Source organism: Rahnella sp. RFA10(1/100), from assembly GCF_004195115.1.
Taxonomy (GTDB): Bacteria; Pseudomonadota; Gammaproteobacteria; order Enterobacterales; family Enterobacteriaceae; genus Rahnella; species Rahnella perminowiae.
The window spans coordinates 341,423-359,074 of sequence record NZ_SEWR01000005.1; the positions used below are offsets into that span (position 1 = coordinate 341,423).

15 protein-coding genes and 1 rRNA gene are annotated in these 17,652 nt (G+C 50.0%); 8 read left to right on the plus strand and 8 right to left on the minus strand.

The features are described from left to right. Nucleotides 1-21 precede the first annotated feature (21 nt). From atpI to ravA, 7 genes are all read right to left on the minus strand, one after another. Complete coding sequence (atpI, locus tag ETV65_RS17200; protein WP_129954135.1) at nucleotides 22-420, minus strand: F0F1 ATP synthase subunit I; 399 nt, start codon at nucleotides 418-420, stop codon at nucleotides 22-24. Between the two features lie 649 nt (nucleotides 421-1,069). Beyond that, entirely contained in the window at nucleotides 1,070-1,690 is a 621-nt protein-coding gene (rsmG, locus tag ETV65_RS17205) for a 16S rRNA (guanine(527)-N(7))-methyltransferase RsmG (RefSeq protein ID WP_129954138.1), read from the minus strand. 131 nt (nucleotides 1,691-1,821) lie between these two features. Continuing rightward, the gene (gene mnmG / locus ETV65_RS17210) at nucleotides 1,822-3,711 is read right to left on the minus strand and encodes a tRNA uridine-5-carboxymethylaminomethyl(34) synthesis enzyme MnmG (protein ID WP_129954140.1); all 1,890 of its coding nucleotides are present in this window, start codon (nucleotides 3,709-3,711) and stop codon (nucleotides 1,822-1,824) included. A gap of 379 nt (nucleotides 3,712-4,090) precedes the next feature. After that, nucleotides 4,091-4,534: an FMN-binding protein MioC gene (gene mioC, locus ETV65_RS17220; RefSeq protein ID WP_129954142.1), complete on the minus strand. Its 444-nt coding sequence runs from the start codon at nucleotides 4,532-4,534 to the stop codon at nucleotides 4,091-4,093. Between the two features lie 88 nt (nucleotides 4,535-4,622). After that, entirely contained in the window at nucleotides 4,623-5,084 is a 462-nt protein-coding gene (gene asnC / locus ETV65_RS17225; RefSeq protein WP_129954144.1) for a transcriptional regulator AsnC, read from the minus strand. 21 nt (nucleotides 5,085-5,105) lie between these two features. Further along, complete coding sequence (gene viaA, locus ETV65_RS17230) at nucleotides 5,106-6,575, minus strand: ATPase RavA stimulator ViaA (RefSeq protein ID WP_129954146.1); 1,470 nt, start codon at nucleotides 6,573-6,575, stop codon at nucleotides 5,106-5,108. 2 nt (nucleotides 6,576-6,577) lie between these two features. Then, nucleotides 6,578-8,086 (minus strand): ATPase RavA, encoded by a 1,509-nt coding sequence (gene ravA, locus ETV65_RS17235; protein WP_129954148.1) that lies wholly within the window; start codon nucleotides 8,084-8,086, stop codon nucleotides 6,578-6,580. A 267-nt stretch (nucleotides 8,087-8,353) separates the two neighbouring features. Here ravA and kup point away from each other — a divergent pair, with 267 nt between their 5' ends. From kup to rbsR, 7 genes are all read left to right on the plus strand, one after another. Further along, nucleotides 8,354-10,222: a low affinity potassium transporter Kup gene (gene kup, locus ETV65_RS17240; RefSeq protein ID WP_129954150.1), complete on the plus strand. Its 1,869-nt coding sequence runs from the start codon at nucleotides 8,354-8,356 to the stop codon at nucleotides 10,220-10,222. A gap of 214 nt (nucleotides 10,223-10,436) precedes the next feature. After that, complete coding sequence (rbsD, locus tag ETV65_RS17245; RefSeq protein WP_129954152.1) at nucleotides 10,437-10,856, plus strand: D-ribose pyranase; 420 nt, start codon at nucleotides 10,437-10,439, stop codon at nucleotides 10,854-10,856. A gap of 7 nt (nucleotides 10,857-10,863) precedes the next feature. Next, nucleotides 10,864-12,369: a ribose ABC transporter ATP-binding protein RbsA gene (rbsA, locus tag ETV65_RS17250; RefSeq protein WP_129954154.1), complete on the plus strand. Its 1,506-nt coding sequence runs from the start codon at nucleotides 10,864-10,866 to the stop codon at nucleotides 12,367-12,369. A gap of 6 nt (nucleotides 12,370-12,375) precedes the next feature. Beyond that, nucleotides 12,376-13,347 (plus strand): ribose ABC transporter permease, encoded by a 972-nt coding sequence (gene rbsC / locus ETV65_RS17255; protein ID WP_129954156.1) that lies wholly within the window; start codon nucleotides 12,376-12,378, stop codon nucleotides 13,345-13,347. 23 nt (nucleotides 13,348-13,370) lie between these two features. Then, complete coding sequence (gene rbsB / locus ETV65_RS17260; protein ID WP_129954158.1) at nucleotides 13,371-14,261, plus strand: ribose ABC transporter substrate-binding protein RbsB; 891 nt, start codon at nucleotides 13,371-13,373, stop codon at nucleotides 14,259-14,261. A 67-nt stretch (nucleotides 14,262-14,328) separates the two neighbouring features. Next, entirely contained in the window at nucleotides 14,329-15,258 is a 930-nt protein-coding gene (rbsK, locus tag ETV65_RS17265) for a ribokinase (RefSeq protein ID WP_129954160.1), read from the plus strand. After that, nucleotides 15,259-16,269, plus strand: a complete 1,011-nt coding sequence (rbsR, locus tag ETV65_RS17270) for a ribose operon transcriptional repressor RbsR (protein WP_129954162.1) — start codon at nucleotides 15,259-15,261, stop codon at nucleotides 16,267-16,269. Here the strand turns inward: rbsR and ETV65_RS17275 are convergent. Continuing rightward, nucleotides 16,252-16,941, minus strand: a complete 690-nt coding sequence (locus ETV65_RS17275; RefSeq protein WP_129954164.1) for a FadR/GntR family transcriptional regulator — start codon at nucleotides 16,939-16,941, stop codon at nucleotides 16,252-16,254. The two genes, rbsR and ETV65_RS17275, sit on opposite strands and share 18 nt — an antisense overlap. Before the next feature lie 512 nt (nucleotides 16,942-17,453). Between ETV65_RS17275 and ETV65_RS17280 the strand changes: the two genes are divergently transcribed. Further along, a 16S ribosomal RNA gene (locus ETV65_RS17280) occupies nucleotides 17,454-17,652 on the plus strand; the annotation flags it as partial.

Below are 17,652 nucleotides of genomic sequence, written 5' to 3' on the forward strand. Positions count from 1 at the left end.
ATGCCTCTTACCCTTTAGTAGTTAAGTACGGTAACTGTTAATGACGGCCGGTGCCAAAATCTGAGTCATCAACACCGATAAATAGGCCAACCCCAACGGAGCAAAAGCCGCTTTAAACAGGCCAAGTGCGATAATCATTAAGATCACCGTAGCCAGCACCTTCAGCGCTTCTCCAATTGCAAAGGACCAGGCAACCCGTCCAGAGACCGTTGTTTGCGCCTGATGACGCCATGCAAACAGCATGAACAGTATATTTGGTAACCAAGCGGCCAACCCACCCATAAGAGCCGATAGGGTCCATTCCAGGCTTTTTAAACCAAATACTGCACTGAGCAGAACAAAGGTCAATAACTGCAGTATCAATAGCTTTCTGGCAACCTTCACACTCTGTGTACTGTGTAAAATACCGGATACAGACATGACGTTTGTTCTCTCCGTATCGAGTACCTAGCTGGAGGTATACTGAATGCCGTATATCACTGCCTTTACTGTTTTGAGTCAAGCAGCAAAAACCGAGCAAATTATACGGGGCACAGGAACGAATTCAATGGATAAGTAGCGAAAAGGTGAACAATTATTTAAATTTTCCTCTTCATCACTATTTTGCCAACCAAACTATAGCTGAATTTGCCCTTTTTACTTTGGTTCGGTTATTTCATCACCCGACAAAGAAGCGTGCACTGGATCACATAATTAACGCTAATCCCTTTATATACCCAGCATGCTTTCAATGTCTTTAGCTAAACAGGCTTTTTAAAAGCCATATAAATCAAATTGTTAATGAAATACTGCTCGAATATCAAACTTATTTAAAAATAGGCTCGATTTATTTACACAACAACCCAACAAATAACAACATTTTCATTACAAATTGAATATCAGCAGCTTGATGCCCGTTCAATTTCAAAAGTGACTATTACGCTCCGGATTAAAATAAAAACATCTCAGAAATGCTATCAGGGTGTAAAAAAGCGGTGTTTGGGTGTTCTTCCCTGCTATATAATTAGCCTGCTCATTTTAACTAAGTTAACACATGTTTTTTTTAAATCTTTTTTGATAAATCGCAACTTTAGTTTGCGCTAAGAATTATCAGATGACGTTCGCCGTCAAGTTCGGGTACCTGCAGCTTAATGACTGACTTCAGAGTAATCCCTGCCGGCAGCGCAGCAAGTTCATCATCAGGACGTACACCCTTTAAGGCATAAAAATGCCCCTCACCTTTCACGGGCAGATGGTGACACCAGGAAAGCATATCCTGCATTGATGCGAAAGCACGGCTTATCACCCCATCAAAAGGTGGATTCGGCACAAATTCTTCCACACGACTTTGTATAGGCTCGATATTTTTCAGCCCCAGCTCATGCTGAACCTGACGCAAAAAACGCACGCGCTTACCCAGGCTGTCCAGCAACGTAAAGTGTGAATCAGGGCGAACAATGGCCAGAGGGATCCCCGGTAAACCCGGGCCGGTTCCAACGTCAATGAAACGGCTACCTTGCAAATGCTCGTTCACCACAATGCTGTCCATAATATGACGTACCAGCATCTGCATCGGGTCACGGACAGATGTCAGGTTGTAGGCTTTGTTCCACTTATGCAGCAGTTCAACATAGCCAATCAGTTGTTGTTTTTGCTGATCGGGTAACGCTATTCCTGCCGCAGCAAGCAGCGAGTCGAGTTTATTATGCACGGTGAATCCTCAGACAGAATCGATATGCCGGGAACAACCCGGTTTAAAAATGATAAAACATACAGAATGATGGGAAAAGTAAGAATCGACCGCCGCTTCGGGATACCAAGGGCGGTCATTAGAGCAGTCGTTTATGCGCTGCGGCGCAGCAAACCTTGTTTTTTAAGCCAGATCAGCAAAATTGAGATTGCAGCCGGCGTAATACCGGAGATCCGTGAGGCCTGACCAATGGAGGTTGGCTTGTGATCGTTAAGTTTGGCGATCACTTCATTTGAAAGGCCATTCACCTGCCGGTAATCAAGATCGACAGGCAGCACCGTATTTTCGTTACGCTGCTGTTTTTCGATCTCTTCCTGCTGACGGGCAATATAACCTTCATATTTTATCTGAATTTCCACTTGTTCTGCCGCCTGCGCATCCGGAACAGAAGGAGCGAACGGGGAAAGTCGGGTGATTAATTCATAGGTCATTTCAGGACGACGCAGCAGCTCTTCCGCACTGGCTTCTTTAGAAAGCGGGGCAGAAAGATGCGCGTTGATTTCATCAACCTGGGCATGATGAGGGTTCACCCAGATACCACGCAAACGCTGACGCTCCTGCTCGATCATTTCCAACTTTTCGTTGAAGCGTGCCCAGCGGGCATCGTCAACCAGGCCTAACTCACGGCCCTTTTCTGTCAAACGTAAATCAGCATTGTCTTCGCGCAGCATCAGTCGATATTCAGCACGTGACGTAAACATACGGTACGGTTCTTTAGTGCCAAGCGTACACAGATCGTCAACCAGCACACCGAGGTAAGCCTGATCACGACGTGGTGCCCAGCCGTCTTCTTCACTGGCGCAACGGGCGGCATTCATACCGGCGAGTAAGCCCTGCGCAGCGGCTTCTTCGTAACCCGTCGTACCGTTGATTTGTCCGGCAAAGAACAGACCCGCGATAAATTTGCTTTCCAGCGTTGGTTTCAAATCACGCGGATCGAAGAAATCGTATTCAATGGCATAGCCGGGACGAACGATCACCGCATTTTCCATCCCCTGCATTGAGCGGACGATCTGCATCTGTACATCAAATGGCAGGCTGGTTGAAATCCCGTTCGGATACACTTCGTTGCTGGTCAGTCCTTCCGGTTCCAGGAAGATCTGATGCGAATTGCGATCGGCAAAACGCATGACTTTATCTTCGATCGACGGGCAGTAACGCGGGCCGATCCCTTCGATGATCCCGGCATACATCGGGCTGCGATCCAGGTTGTTGCGGATCACATCATGGGTTTTTTCGTTGGTATACGTCATGTAACACGGGATCTGGCGCGGATGCTGCGACACATTACCCATGAACGAGAAGACCGGCGCCGGATTATCACCGTGTTGTTGTGCCAGTACGCTGAAATCAATGGTACGGGCATCGATACGCGGTGGTGTACCGGTTTTGAGACGGTTAACGCGCAGAGGTAGCTCTCGCAGTCTCTGAGACAAAGAAATTGCAGGAGGATCCCCTGCACGGCCTCCGCTGTAGTTTTCCAGACCGATGTGGATCTTTCCATCCAGGAAAGTGCCGACAGTCAGTACAACCGATTTAGCGCGGAATTTCAGCCCCATTTTGGTCACAGCACCAACGACACGATCGTTTTCAACGATCAGGTCTTCAACAGGTTGCTGGAAGATCATCAGGTTTGGCTGGTTTTCCAAAGCGGTACGGACAGCCTGGCGGTACAGAACACGGTCAGCCTGAGCACGGGTCGCTCTGACAGCAGGGCCTTTGCTCGCGTTTAGTATCCTAAACTGAATGCCGGCATGATCGATGGCCGTGGCCATCAGACCACCCAGTGCGTCGACTTCTTTAACCAGATGTCCTTTCCCGATCCCGCCAATAGCAGGGTTACACGACATTTGTCCCAGCGTGTCGATATTGTGGGTGAGTAATAAGGTCTGACGTCCCATGCGTGCAGAAGCCATTGCAGCTTCAGTACCTGCATGGCCACCACCTATGATGATGACGTCAAATTGATCCGGATAAAACATGCGACTGCACCTCGGCGTTCAAGCGAACTTTCTTTGTATGGCGTTGGGAGGAGGGATTCTACTCAAGTTTTGAGCTTCCACAAGCCCCCGGGGATCTTCACTAATTAAAAGAAGATCTTTTTTATTTAAAGATCTCTTATTAATACTTCTATTAGGATCGCGATCCTCTGTGCATAAGTCTTTTTTGTTTATTAAGATCAGCATGCTAAGAAGGATCGAATGCTGTGAATGATCGGTGATCCTGGACAGTATAAGCTGGGATCAGAAGTGAGAGTTATACACAGCATGAAAAGCGTACAGGGGTTGTTAGAGGGATAACTACGGGTTTTACCCTGCTTTTAAGCCTAGTTATCCACATCTGATCGCCTGAAATTTACACTTATTTGATCAAATTAATCCAGTTGATCACCCAAACCTCAGCGGGATCTTCAGGAATTTCGTATTGCGTCACGTCGATCTCAAGGCGATCACCGATCCTTTTTGCCCCTAATGACGTCAGTTTGTTATCCAGGGAATTGATCGCGCCACAGAAAGTGTCATATTCACTGCTGCCCAATCCTAAGGCACCAAAGCGAACTTTAGACAGATCCGGTTGCTGATCTTCCAACTGCTCCATAAACGGTTGCAAGTTGTCGGGCAGTTCACCTGCGCCGTGAGTTGAACACACAACCAGCCAGATCCCTTCCTGCGGGACTTCATACAGCTCCGGGCCATGAAATAATTGGGTGGAAAAACCGGCTTCTTCCAGTTTCTCTGCCACGTGTTCTGCAACATATTCGGCGCTGCCAAGCGTACTGCCACTGATCAGGGTAATGTCAGACATAATGCTCTCACCCGGGAAAAGGAGACTATTGTACGCTGTGAATGAGCTGGGATCTACCTGTGGATAATAGGGGTATAGAAATCAGATGTCAGGGCTGGATGGTGCGTGTGATGGGGTTCTGCAGAGAGATCAGGGTCTCGGTTGACTGGATCTCATCAATTGTTTGGATCTTGTTGATAAGTACATGCTGAAGGGAATCAATCGAACGACACATGATCTTGATGAAAATACTGTAATGCCCGGTGGTGTAATAGGCTTCAACCACTTCTTCTATATTCTCAAGCTTTTTCAGGGCAGAGGGGTAATCCTTGGCACTTTTTAAAATGATGCCAATAAAACAGCATACGTCGTAACCCAGCTGTTTGGGATTGACGGTAATATGCGCACCGGTAATGATGCCTGCCTGCTTCATTTTCTCTACGCGTACGTGGATCGTCCCCGGACTGACAGTAAACAATTTTGCCAGTTCGGCATAAGGCGTACGGGCATTGTCCATCAGGGCGTTGAGGATCCCGCGATCAAGCTCATCGAGCTGGTAAATTTCAGTCATGGTCATCTTTCTCTTGTGGGCTTAATTTCTCTGCCAGCGTCGCTGTACGCGGCTTTTAACCCCGGTATCAAAGCGCCAGATATGATCGAAAATTCGCAGGATGCCGGGCTTACCATAGTGTGACATTGCCAGGGCATGAAAGCGGTGATGTTTTTCGCGCTGCAGTGATCTGACCTTCATTTGTACTTCATCTGGCAACCGCTGGGCGATAAAGTCCGAGATCACCACGGCATCCGCATCTTCCCACTGCGGAGAAGCAAGTTTATCCAGTGTGGCATTCAGGCAGGCTGCCAGATCGGTACCGCCGCGAAAATGTTGTCCCAGAAAGCGCAGCGCCTGATCCAGGCCACCGTTAGATGTCAGTTCATAATGGATCACTTCACTGGCAAATAACATGATGTAACATCGGCGGTTATCCGCCAGAGCGATCTTCAGTAATGCCAGACAGAATGCTTTGGCGCACTGTTCGTTAAAGCCGCCCATGGAACCGGACGTATCGACGCAGACCACAAAAGGCCCGCGCGGTTGCGGTTCCTGCTGCTGATAGACCACCGGCCGTTTGACCACTTTCTCACGCCAGACATCCCCTTGCAGGCGATATGTCATCAAACGCTTTTCCAGCAAGCGACGATAGAATTCATATTCCATCTCAGGCAGCCCCAGCGTCACCAGCTCCGTCGGCATGAGGCGCAAAATATCATCGCTCTGATGAATGCCGTTCACTTCTTCCGGCACTATCGCGGGTTCGCGCACCATCAGCCGGTGCGTTTCCATTTTTGCATCTTCATGTGGACTGGTTTTGGCCGTCTGGCTGCGGCCCAGTTGTTCGGCCAGATGCATCAGTTCAGGCTGCTGCTGAAGGAAAGCGCCAAACCGTGCCAGTGACTGAATATCACCCCGCAGCCGCTTCCCTTTACTCATGTCCCACAAACGTCCGGCGGCAGTATCGTTCTCGGCTAATAAAGGGGATAACTCGCTGCTGAGCTGCAGACGTTGCAGCAATTCTTCCTGCAATTGCTCCTGTTCCTGTTCGAGCAACTGATGATGAACGTTCACCGTCTGGAAGGTCAGGTTCAGGCGCCAGCGCTGAAGGAATAAAGTATGAAAGCTATTGCCGGTTTTTGACGTACGCGAAGCTTCATTATTTTCCTGTAAGGTACGGGCTTCTGTAGCAAATGGAGAACTGAGTTGCACCAGTTCATCGATGAGGGAAGCGAGACCGGACTGAAAAGACGTGGCATCAAGCTGCTGACAGTGCTGGTAAAGGTAGAATTCTTTGGCCAGCTCATGAGGAACCGGCGTTTCGTGGATCCTCTGGCGCAGGCGCAATTTCCATTCCGGAAGATCCCGGGTTAATGCACGCTTCAGACGGGGAAATTTCTCGAAGAAAACGACCAGTGCAGGCGCCGCCAGCAAGCCGACAATCAGTTCTTCAATCAGTTCGGCTTCGCTGATCGCCAGCAGCAGATCCAGTGACTCGAGACTGAACATGATCAGTGACCGCTGAATGTCTGTTGCTGATGACGCAACTGTTCAGCCACCTGCAGCAGGCTGGCTTCAATTTTTGCCATCCATTCAGCCGGAACAAACAGGCAGTTTTGCTGCTGGCTGAATTCATGCCTCTGCTGCGCCAGTTTTGCGGTCAGGTCATTGAGCATATTTTTCATTTCGTCGGGAACAGCAATATGCGCATGGCCGGGCAGTGTCAGTGGTGTGCTCTGACGGCTCACATCCAGCACCAGAATTTGCTGTTTGTCATCGATTTCCAAATCCACGGTTTGTACAAAACCAATCCCGTTGAGTTTGGCTTTCATTACGCCCCCTTTATTGAGCCATTCTTCCAGGATGCTGCGTTCGAATAATAAGTGTGTGACTTTTATTTCATGCAGGTGCAAAGGCGTTTGCAATAACAAGGTCAGATTGGGGGTATTGAGTGATTCTGGCAGGCTGTATTGTGGCTTACGGCTGAAAATCCCGGCTTTCTTACTCAGTTTGATTGACTGACGCGTGCTCTGTTGTTGCTGATGTTGCATCCACTGCTGATTAAGCTGCTGGATTTTCATCAGCAATGCCTGCTGCTGATAAGCCTGCTCAGTGATGAGTTGCTCAATCTGATTGTGCAGGAGGTTATACGTATTGAGATCATGCCATAAACAATCTTTCAGCAGGATCAGATCCACCGGGGTAATCGCTTTTCTGCCACTGAAAAATGCACAGGCCTGCAACAGGCGCAGGGCTTTTTTCCAGCGACGGTCAGAAACATAAGGGGCAGTATCCAGGGCATCAAGGCGCTGGCGCAGCTGGAAGATCAGCTCAAAGCAACTGTCTGAAAGATTGACTTTGTCGATCTCCGGCTGCCATTGTTGGTATTCTTCATCACTGATACTCAGAGACTCTGCTACCGGATTAGTGCTTTCATTGTTACGGCTGGTCAGCAGTGAGCGAAAATTTTGCTTATCCTGCACTTTATCCAGCCACAGACGGATCAGCATGCGGTCATACAGTGCCTCAAGACCACCATCAGCTTCGGGTAATTCGTTGGAAGCGCTGACCAGCAGACGTAAAGGTATTGCTTCTTCACGCTCGCCATTACGGAACCGGCGCTCGTTGATGGCGGTCAGAAGCGTGTTGAGAATGGCGGGACCGGCTTTCCAGATTTCATCAAGGAAGACAATTTCAGCTTCCGGCAAATAACCTTCGGTCAGACGCAGATAGCGGCCCTCATCTTTCAGGGCCTGAATTGATAGCGGACCAAAGACTTCTTCCGGCGTGGAAAAGCGTGTCATAAGATATTCAAAAGCGCGGGCATGGCGGAACGCGAATTTCAGGCGACGGGCGATCAGACTTTTTGCAATGCCCGGCGGCCCCAGCAGGAAAACGCTTTCGCCGCACAGGGCGGCCAAAAGGCAAAGTCGTATGGCATCCTGCCGTTCGTACAGGCCATGTTCTAATGCGTTGGCAAGACGGGCTATCCGTTCTGCCAAAAGGGGAGATTGCGCCATACTGTCTCTTTCGGTATCCATTAAGTTATTGAATAGTGTACTGGCTGGTGACGATATTCCACGTTTATTTTTATCGTTATAGCTTGTTGATTACTAAAAATTTTCTATTATCAAAAATGCGACCTCGTTCATAAGAACGCCGGTTTCACTGCGCATTTAAGGGTAGGCAATCTGATTTATTCGTGCATACTGTGCGCCTTTTAGTGGGCATCATAAGTCTGAGCGCACACATCGCTTACGGATGTTCGAGCAAAAAAGAAACGAAATATGAGCACTGAACATAAACGGTCACTCCCAGCAGTAACCCTGGCCGCCATTGGTGTGGTCTATGGCGACATTGGTACCAGTCCTCTCTATACCTTAAGAGAGTGTTTTTCTGGTCATTATGGTTTTAACGTTGAACCCAGCGTCGTTTTTGGCTTTCTTTCTCTGATTTTTTGGATGTTAATCCTCATTGTTTCGCTCAAGTACCTCACTTATGTGATGCGGGCGGACAACGCAGGCGAAGGGGGTATTCTGACGCTGATGTCTCTGGCAGGCAGAAACACGTCGGCGCGAACCACTGCCGTTCTGGTCATTCTCGGCCTGATCGGGGGAAGCTTCTTCTATGGTGAAGTGGTGATCACTCCGGCTATTTCAGTACTTTCCGCAATGGAAGGTCTGGAAATCGCAGCCCCTTCGCTCGATCCTTATATCGTTCCTCTTTCTATTACTGTTCTGACGCTGCTTTTCATTATTCAGAAGCATGGTACCGGCATCGTGGGCAAACTGTTTGCACCGGTAATGTTGCTGTGGTTCCTGACGCTGGCGGTGCTTGGCGTCAACAGTATTATGCAGAATCCTGAAGTGCTGCGCGCCATGAACCCTATGTGGGCAGTTAACTTCTTTATCGAGCATAAGTCGTTCTCCTTCCTGGCGCTCGGTGCAGTGGTTCTGTCGATTACCGGTGTTGAAGCGTTATATGCCGATATGGGCCACTTCGGGAAATTCCCTATCCGTCTGGCCTGGTTCACCGTGGTACTGCCTTCTCTGGTGCTGAACTATTTCGGTCAGGGCGCATTATTGCTGAAAAACCCGGAATCGATTAAGAACCCGTTCTTCCTGCTGGCGCCTGACTGGGCATTAATCCCGTTACTGATTCTGGCAACACTCGCGACCATTATCGCCTCCCAGGCAGTTATTTCGGGCGTGTTTTCCCTGACCCGCCAGGCTGTACGTTTGGGCTATTTACCGCCAATGCGCATTATCCATACGTCAGAAATGGAAGCAGGCCAGATTTACATTCCGGCTATCAACTGGCTGCTTTATTTTGCGGTGGTTATTGTTATCGCCAGCTTCGAGCATTCGAGCAATCTGGCGGCGGCTTATGGTATTGCCGTGACCGGTACGATGGTGCTGACCAGCATACTTTCCTGTACGGTTGCGCTTAAAAACTGGCACTGGAAACCCTTCCTGGTCGGACTTTTACTGATCGGTCTGCTGTTTATGGATATCCCGCTGTTCGCGGCGAATGCCACCAAACTGTTCTCCGGTGGCTGGTTGCCACTGACGCTGGGTTTGTGCATGTTCATCGTGATGACCACCTGGAAGAGCGAACGCTTCCGCCTTATGCGCCGTATGAACGAGCATGGGAATTCCCTGGAGGCGATGATCGCCTCTCTGGAAAAATCTCCGCCGGTGCGTGTTCCGGGAACGGCTGTGTATATGTCTCGCGCCATCAACGTCATTCCGTTTGCATTGCTGCACAACCTCAAACACAACAAAGTATTGCATGAGCGCGTGGTTCTGCTGACGCTGCGCACGGAAGATGCGCCTTATGTGCATAATGTCCGGCGTGTCACCATCGAGCAGCTGTCACCGACGTTCTGGCGTGTAGTAGCCAGTTACGGGTTTAAAGAAACGCCGAACGTGGAAGAAGTATTCCATCGCTGTGGTCTGGAAGGATTACCGTGCCGGATGATGGAAACGTCATTCTTCATGTCGCATGAATCGCTGATCCTGACCAAGCGCCCGTGGTATCTGTACTTCCGTGGGAAACTCTTTATGGCGCTCAGCCGCAATGCCCTGCGTGCGCCCGATCAGTTTGAAATTCCGCCTAACCGGGTGATCGAACTCGGCACGCAGGTGGAAATCTGATCCCCATTTCTGCCGCTCAAAGGGTACCTTCGGGTACCCTGTTTTATTTCTGCTCCTGCCTTTCTTAAACGATAACTCAAATTTCCACGTTGTTTCCGAATCAGTCAGCGAAACGTTTCGACGCTGATCACAATTCCATCACTAGCTCGTTGCCATGTCCGCTAATCTTTATAAACTCTTCAATGAGCGAAACGTTTCGCTGTAGGAGTTCACAATGAAGAAGTCACCGCTGTTAAATGCCGAAATCTCACATGTTATTGCCCGGTTAGGCCACACCGATCAGCTGGTTATTGGCGATGCCGGTCTTCCGGTGCCAGCAGCTTGCCAACGCATCGATCTGGCATTAACCCAGGGAGTCCCCACCTTTTTACAAGTCTTAGAGGTAGTGACACACGAGATGCAGGTTGAGCGGGCTATCCTCGCCGAGGAAATCCAGACTAAAAATCCTCAACTCCATGAAGCGTTGCTCGCCCAATTGACACAACTCGAACAACACCAGGGAAACACCATTGCTTTGGATTACGTCAGCCATGAGGCATTCAAAGCGCAAAGCGAAAAAAGTCGGGCTGTGATCCGCAGCGGGGAATGTTCGCCTTATGCGAACATTATTCTGTGTGCCGGCGTAACCTTCTGAGGCTTTTATGCAACCTTTGCTGCAACTGACAGGCATTGATAAAGCCTTTCCCGGCGTGAAAGCCCTTTCCGGCGCGGCGCTCAGCGTCTATCCGGGACGAGTGATGGCGTTGGTGGGGGAAAACGGCGCGGGCAAGTCCACCATGATGAAAGTGCTGACCGGCATCTATCAAAAAGATGCCGGCTCAGTACGTTTTCTGGGTAAGGAAGCGACGTTCAACGGTCCGAAAGCATCGCAGGAAGCCGGGATCGGGATTATCCATCAGGAATTAAATCTGATCCCTCAACTGACTATTGCTGAAAACATCTTCCTTGGCCGTGAGTTTGTAAACGGTTTTGGCCGTATCAACTGGAAGAAGATGTATGCCGAAGCCGATAAACTGCTGGCGCGCCTGAATCTGCGTTACAAAAGTGACCGGCTGGTGGGGGATTTATCCATCGGCGACCAGCAAATGGTCGAAATAGCTAAAGTGCTTAGCTTTGAATCCAAAGTCATCATTATGGATGAGCCGACCGATGCCCTGACCGATACTGAAACCGCTTCTTTATTTAGCGTTATACGCGAACTGAAAGCTGCCGGCTGTGGCGTGGTGTATATCTCACACCGCATGAAAGAAATCTTCGAAATCTGCGACGACGTGACGGTATTTCGTGACGGGCAGTTCATTGCAGAGCGTCCGGTCAGCGAACTGGAAGAAGACACGTTGATTGAAATGATGGTGGGCCGCCGTCTGGAGGAACAATACCCGCGTATTAATCATGAACGCGGTGCGCTGCGCCTGCAGGTGCGTGATATCAGCGGACCGGGAGTGAACAACATCAGCTTTGATCTGTACAGCGGCGAAATCCTGGGGATTTCCGGTTTGATGGGTGCCGGCCGTACCGAACTGATGAAAATTCTCTACGGCGCGCTACCGCGTAAAAGTGGTTATGTGGCGCTAGATGGCCGCGAAGTGGTGACTCACTCTCCGCAAGACGGGTTGGCAAACGGTATTGTTTACATTTCTGAAGACCGTAAGCGCGATGGTTTGGTGCTCGGTATGTCTGTGAAAGAAAACATGTCACTGACCGCGTTGCGCTATTTCAGTCACACCGGCGGGCGCCTTAAGCATGCCGACGAACAGCAGGCTGTCGGCGATTTCATCCGCCTTTTCAATATCAAAACACCGTCAATGATGCAGACCATCGGCCTGCTGTCCGGTGGTAATCAACAAAAAGTGGCGATTGCCCGTGGATTAATGACGCGGCCGAAAGTTTTGATCCTCGACGAACCGACGCGCGGCGTTGACGTTGGTGCTAAAAAAGAAATTTACCAGCTTATAAACCAGTTCAAGCGCGAAGGGCTGAGCATCATTTTGGTTTCCTCAGAAATGCCGGAAGTGATTGGCATGAGTGACCGGGTTTTGGTGATGCATGAAGGTCATTTAAGCGGTGAATTCCCGATAGAACAGGCTACGCAAGAAGTGTTGATGGCAGCTGCTGTCGGCAAGCAATACGGCGTGACGCAGGAGTAATCAGATATGAGTTCTCAGACATTGCCAGCTAAAAAGCGCTGGATCAGTAAAGAGTGGTTGCTGGAGCAAAAGTCTCTGATTGCACTGCTGGTGTTGATTGCCGTGGTTTCTTCCATGAGCCCGAATTTCTTTACGGTTAACAACCTGTTTAACATCCTTCAGCAGACGTCCGTCAACGCCATTATGGCGGTGGGTATGACGCTGGTGATCCTGACGTCCGGTATCGATTTATCCGTCGGCTCTTTGCTGGCGCTTACCGGTGCTGTTGCCGCCTCGATTGTCGGACTGGAAGTGAATGCGCTGGTTGCTGTGGGGGCTGCGCTGGTGCTGGGTGCCGCTGTGGGTGGCGTCACCGGTATGATTGTGGCCAAAGGTAAGGTTCAGGCGTTTATCGCCACGCTGGTCATGATGTTGCTGCTGCGCGGTATCACAATGGTGTATACCAACGGCAGCCCGATCAGTACCGGTTTTAATGATGTCGCTGATGTATTTGGCTGGTTTGGTATCGGTCGCCCGCTGGGTATCCCGACGCCCGTCTGGCTGATGGCTGTGGTGTTTATTGCGGCGTGGTACATGCTGCATCACACCCGGCTAGGGCGTTATATCTACGCGCTGGGCGGTAACGAATCCGCTACGCGTCTGTCAGGTATCAGCGTCGATAAAGTTAAAATTATCGTCTATTCCCTGTGTGGGTTGTTAGCCGCTCTGGCCAGTATCATTGAAGTGGCGCGATTATCCTCTGCGCAGCCGAACGCGGGTACAGGTTATGAGCTGGATGCGATTGCCGCTGTGGTATTAGGGGGAACCAGCCTGTCCGGGGGAAAAGGACGCATTGTTGGAACGCTGATCGGTGCATTGATCCTTGGCTTCCTGAATAACGGTTTGAACTTATTAGGTGTTTCTTCCTACTACCAGATGATCGTAAAAGCAGTTGTCATCCTGCTGGCGGTTCTGGTGGATAACAAAAGCAACAAATAACCTCTCCTACAGGACTTATGACCATGAATATGAAAAAACTGGCTGTCTGGGTTTCCGCTGCAGCGATCACCGCTTCTTTCAGTGCGAACGTTCTGGCGAAAGATACTATTGCGCTGGTGGTTTCCACGCTGAACAACCCGTTCTTCGTCTCCATGAAAGACGGTGCGCAGAAAGAGGCGGACAAACTGGGTTATAACCTGGTGGTTCTTGACTCTCAGAATAACCCGGCGAAAGAACTGGCAAACGTACAGGATCTGACGGTTCGTGGCACTAAGCTGATGCTGATCAACCCGACTGATTCTGATGCGGTAGGCAATGCCGTTGCGATGGCAAACCAGGCGAAAATCCCGGTGATCACCCTTGACCGTCAGGCTACTAAGGGGGTTGTGGCCAGCCACGTTGCATCGGATAACGCCTTCGGTGGTAAAATGGCCGGTGATTACATTGCCAAGAAACTGGGTGAAAACGCTAAAGTCATTGAACTCGAAGGGATCGCCGGGACGTCTGTTGCCCGTGAACGTGGTAAAGGTTTTGCTCAGGCTGCTGAAAAACACCATTTCCAGATCCTCGCCAGCCAGCCTGCTGACTTCGACCGCACCAAGGGCCTGAACGTTATGCAGAACCTGCTGACTGCACATCAGGATGTACAGGCCGTGTTCGCTCAGAATGATGAAATGGCGCTCGGTGCATTGCGCGCCCTGCAAACTGCCGGTAAAACGGATGTGCTGGTTGTTGGCTTTGACGGCACCGAAGACGGTATCAAAGCGGTTAACAGCGGTAAAATGGGTGCGACCGTTGCGCAGCGCCCTGAACAAATCGGTGTGATCGGCGTTCAGACCGCAGACAAAATATTGAAAGGTGAAAAAGTGCCTGCTGTTATCCCTGTTGATTTGAAACTGGTTGCTCAGCCGTAATACTCTTTTTATCTACGCTGTAACTGCGCCTTCTGATGGAGGCGCTATTCGACTCAGGGATCTCCACATGAAAACCGGCAAACTGGTGGTACTCGGCAGTATCAACGCTGACCACATTCTGAATATCAACCAATTCCCGCAACCGGGCGAAACGGTTATCGGTAAGCAATACACCGTCGCCTTTGGCGGTAAAGGTGCGAATCAGGCCGTTGCAGCCGGTCGCAGTGGTGCTGATATTTCTTTTATTGCTTGTGTGGGAGATGATGATATTGGTGAGCGCGTTCGCAAGCAGCTGGCCAGTGACCATATTGATACGCAACCCATTGAAGCCATTAAAGACACTACCACTGGCGTAGCGCTGATTTTTGTGAATGCGGAAGGTGAGAATGTTATTGGTATCGATGCGGGAGCTAATAAAGCTGTCACCCCGGCATATCTTGATCGCTATAAACAGCAGGTCATCGGGGCTTCTGCTTTATTAATGCAACTGGAATCCCCTCTTGATACGGTGATTGCGGCAGCGAAGATTGCCAAAGACAACGGTACCCAGGTGATCCTCAATCCGGCTCCTGCATGCGAATTGCCGGATGAATTACTTGCGCGGGTGGATATAATCACCCCGAACGAAACCGAAGCTGAAAAGCTGACGGGAATTAAAGTTGACAGTAATGAAGCTGCCGCATGTGCTGCGAAAGCTTTGCATGAAAAAGGTATCGCAACCGTCATCATTACGCTGGGCAGTAAAGGCGTCTGGCTCAGCCAGAACGGCGAAGGAAAGTTGGTGGCGGGGTTTCGCGTGAAAGCCGTCGATACAATAGCAGCAGGTGATACTTTTAACGGTGCATTAGTCACCGCGTTGCTTGAAGGTAAAACGATGGATAGCGCGGTACGATTCGCGCATGCGGCGGCGGCGATTGCCGTGACGCGCCCTGGTGCCCAACCTTCCGTTCCGTGGCGTAACGAAATAGACGATTTCCTCGCACAACAGGAGGCCTGATTGGCCACCATGAAAGATGTCGCCCGCCTTGCGGGCGTTTCAACCTCGACAGTCTCCCATGTTATCAACAAGAATCGTTTTGTCAGTGAGTCCATCGCTGAGAAAGTGAATGCTGCCGTAGAACAACTTAACTACGCGCCTTCCGCATTAGCCCGCAGCCTCAAGCTGAATCAGACCCGTACTCTCGGTATGTTGCTGACGGCCAGCAGTAACCCTTTCTATTCGGAAGTCGTGCGCGGAGTGGAGCGCAGTTGTTATGAGCGTGGATACAGCCTCATTTTATGCAATACAGATAATGATGCAGAGCGTATGAACCGCAGCCTGGAGACGCTGTTGCAAAAGCGGGTCGATGGGTTGCTCATCATGTGTACTGAAAACCACCGGCCATCGAAAGATGCGATCAGCCGGTATCCGTCACTGCCGATTGTGATGATGGACTGGTCACCGTTTGATGGCGCGATAGATATTATTCAGGATAACGCGCTGCTGGGCGGCGAAATGGCGACGGCGTTTTTAATCCGTCAGGGATATCATCGCATCGCCTGTATTACCGGCCCGTTGGATAAAACGACTGCGCAGGAACGACTCAGTGGCTATCGTCAGGCGATGGAGAAAGCAGGTCTGAAGATTTTGCCCGGTTATGAAGTGAGTGGTGATTTTGAATTTGAAGGCGGATTAGCCGCAATGCAAAAGTTGCTGGCGCTACCTGAACCGCCTCATGCAGTTTTCGCCGGTAACGACGCGATGGCGGTTGGCGTGTATCAGGCTCTTTATCAGCGCAGATTGCGCGTCCCTGAGGATGTCGCCGTGATGGGTTACGATGATATCCAGTTAGCGCAATATATGATGCCGCCGCTGACAACAATCCATCAACCTAAAGACTCGCTGGGAGAACTGGCCGTTGATGCATTACTACATCGGTTGCAAGACCCGGATTCACAACCACAGGTATTAGTATTAACGCCGGAGCTGGTCGTGCGTCAGTCGGTGGGATCACTCATCGGTAAGTAACAGGCTCTGACATTCCAGAAGTGCTGCATTGGCATCACCGGCCAGAATGGCATCCGTCAGCCGCTGGTGATGCTCCAGCTTAATCACCTCATTGCCGGTAATTGCCCGAAAATAGCTCTGATACACTGAGCTGAATAAATTCGCGAAAGAAGTCAGGAACGGATTTTTCCCCGCTTCATAGATAAGCTGGTGAAATTGCGTATCTACTGTTATCCAACGTTCCCGATCGAAGTTGTTATGTAGCTGGCGCATCTCATACATATAGAGGGAGAGCTGATGCGTTTGCTCTTTACTGGCAGCGAGTGCCGCTAAGGCGCAGGCCTGAGGTTCGAGAGCTCTGCGCAAAACAATAAAATGTGCCATCACCTGATCGAAGTTTTCGCGGGTCATCCACCAGGTCAGTAATTCCTGATCGAGAAAGTTCCAGCTTGATTGCGGCATCACCCGGGTACCAATTCGCGGACGAGGTAAAAGCATCCCCTTGGCCGTCAGCGTTTTTACGGCTTCACGCACGGCCGTGCGGCTGACCCCAAAAATCTCTCCTAACTCATTCTCGCCGGGAAGAATGGCACCTTCCGGATATTCCCCAGACAAAATACGTTGTGCAATTTTCTCCGCAAGAAGATAAGAAAGGTTACGTTGAGCCGCTTGTTGATGCGCATTGAGTAGCATGTAAGGTATTCCTGAATGTCTTTCTCTTATTATAAAGGAGAGTTTACTCCAGGCTCCGGCTTAAAACGGGGATGTTTTTAGCGGAAAACGGTCGGTATTTATCCATTTCGGGCAAAATTGTTGGATTAATGACCGGTTGATAAAAAAAGTTAATTTAGGGGTTGCGGGCTTCTGAGAACTCCCTATAATGCGCCTCCACTGACCGGGAACAACGACTGACAAGTCGCCTGGCCAGAAAGAGAAAAAGAAGAATGTTCGAATGAATAATCTCTTGACTCTTCAGCGGGAAAACGTAATATACGCCTCCCGCGCCGCATAAGATTCCTTGCGAACCGCGGCATGCTCTTTAACAATTTATCAGACAATCTGTGTGGGCACTCACAAGACGATATCAGCCACTTCGGTGGCAAAAAATATCAAGTCTTAGAGTGACCAAGCAGTAATTCATTTAGTTGAATTATTACGAAGTAATCTCTGAGCACCGCTTAACGTGTTTAAGCAAATCGAACTTTTAATTGAAGAGTTTGATCATGGCTCAGATTGAACGCTGGCGGCAGGCCTAACACATGCAAGTCGAGCGGCAGCGGGAAGTAGCTTGCTACTTTGCCGGCGAGCGGCGGACGGGTGAGTAATGTCTGGGAAACTGCCTGATGGAGGGGGATAACTACTGGAAACGGTAGCTAATACCGCATGACCTCGAAAGAGCAAAGT

Coding starts and splice junctions, on each gene's coding strand:
- atpI (WP_129954135.1), bottom strand. CDS start 420: ATGTCTGTATCCGGTATTTTACACAGTACACAGAGTGTGAAGGTTGCC.
- viaA (WP_129954146.1), bottom strand. CDS start 6,575: ATGTTCAGTCTCGAGTCACTGGATCTGCTGCTGGCGATCAGCGAAGCC.
- rbsD (WP_129954152.1), top strand. CDS start 10,437: ATGAAGAAGTCACCGCTGTTAAATGCCGAAATCTCACATGTTATTGCC.
- mnmG (WP_129954140.1), bottom strand. CDS start 3,711: ATGTTTTATCCGGATCAATTTGACGTCATCATCATAGGTGGTGGCCAT.
- ETV65_RS17275 (WP_129954164.1), bottom strand. CDS start 16,941: ATGCTACTCAATGCGCATCAACAAGCGGCTCAACGTAACCTTTCTTAT.
- kup (WP_129954150.1), top strand. CDS start 8,354: ATGAGCACTGAACATAAACGGTCACTCCCAGCAGTAACCCTGGCCGCC.
- rbsC (WP_129954156.1), top strand. CDS start 12,376: ATGAGTTCTCAGACATTGCCAGCTAAAAAGCGCTGGATCAGTAAAGAG.
- rbsB (WP_129954158.1), top strand. CDS start 13,371: ATGAATATGAAAAAACTGGCTGTCTGGGTTTCCGCTGCAGCGATCACC.
- ravA (WP_129954148.1), bottom strand. CDS start 8,086: ATGGCGCAATCTCCCCTTTTGGCAGAACGGATAGCCCGTCTTGCCAAC.
- asnC (WP_129954144.1), bottom strand. CDS start 5,084: ATGACTGAAATTTACCAGCTCGATGAGCTTGATCGCGGGATCCTCAAC.
- rbsK (WP_129954160.1), top strand. CDS start 14,329: ATGAAAACCGGCAAACTGGTGGTACTCGGCAGTATCAACGCTGACCAC.
- rbsA (WP_129954154.1), top strand. CDS start 10,864: ATGCAACCTTTGCTGCAACTGACAGGCATTGATAAAGCCTTTCCCGGC.
- mioC (WP_129954142.1), bottom strand. CDS start 4,534: ATGTCTGACATTACCCTGATCAGTGGCAGTACGCTTGGCAGCGCCGAA.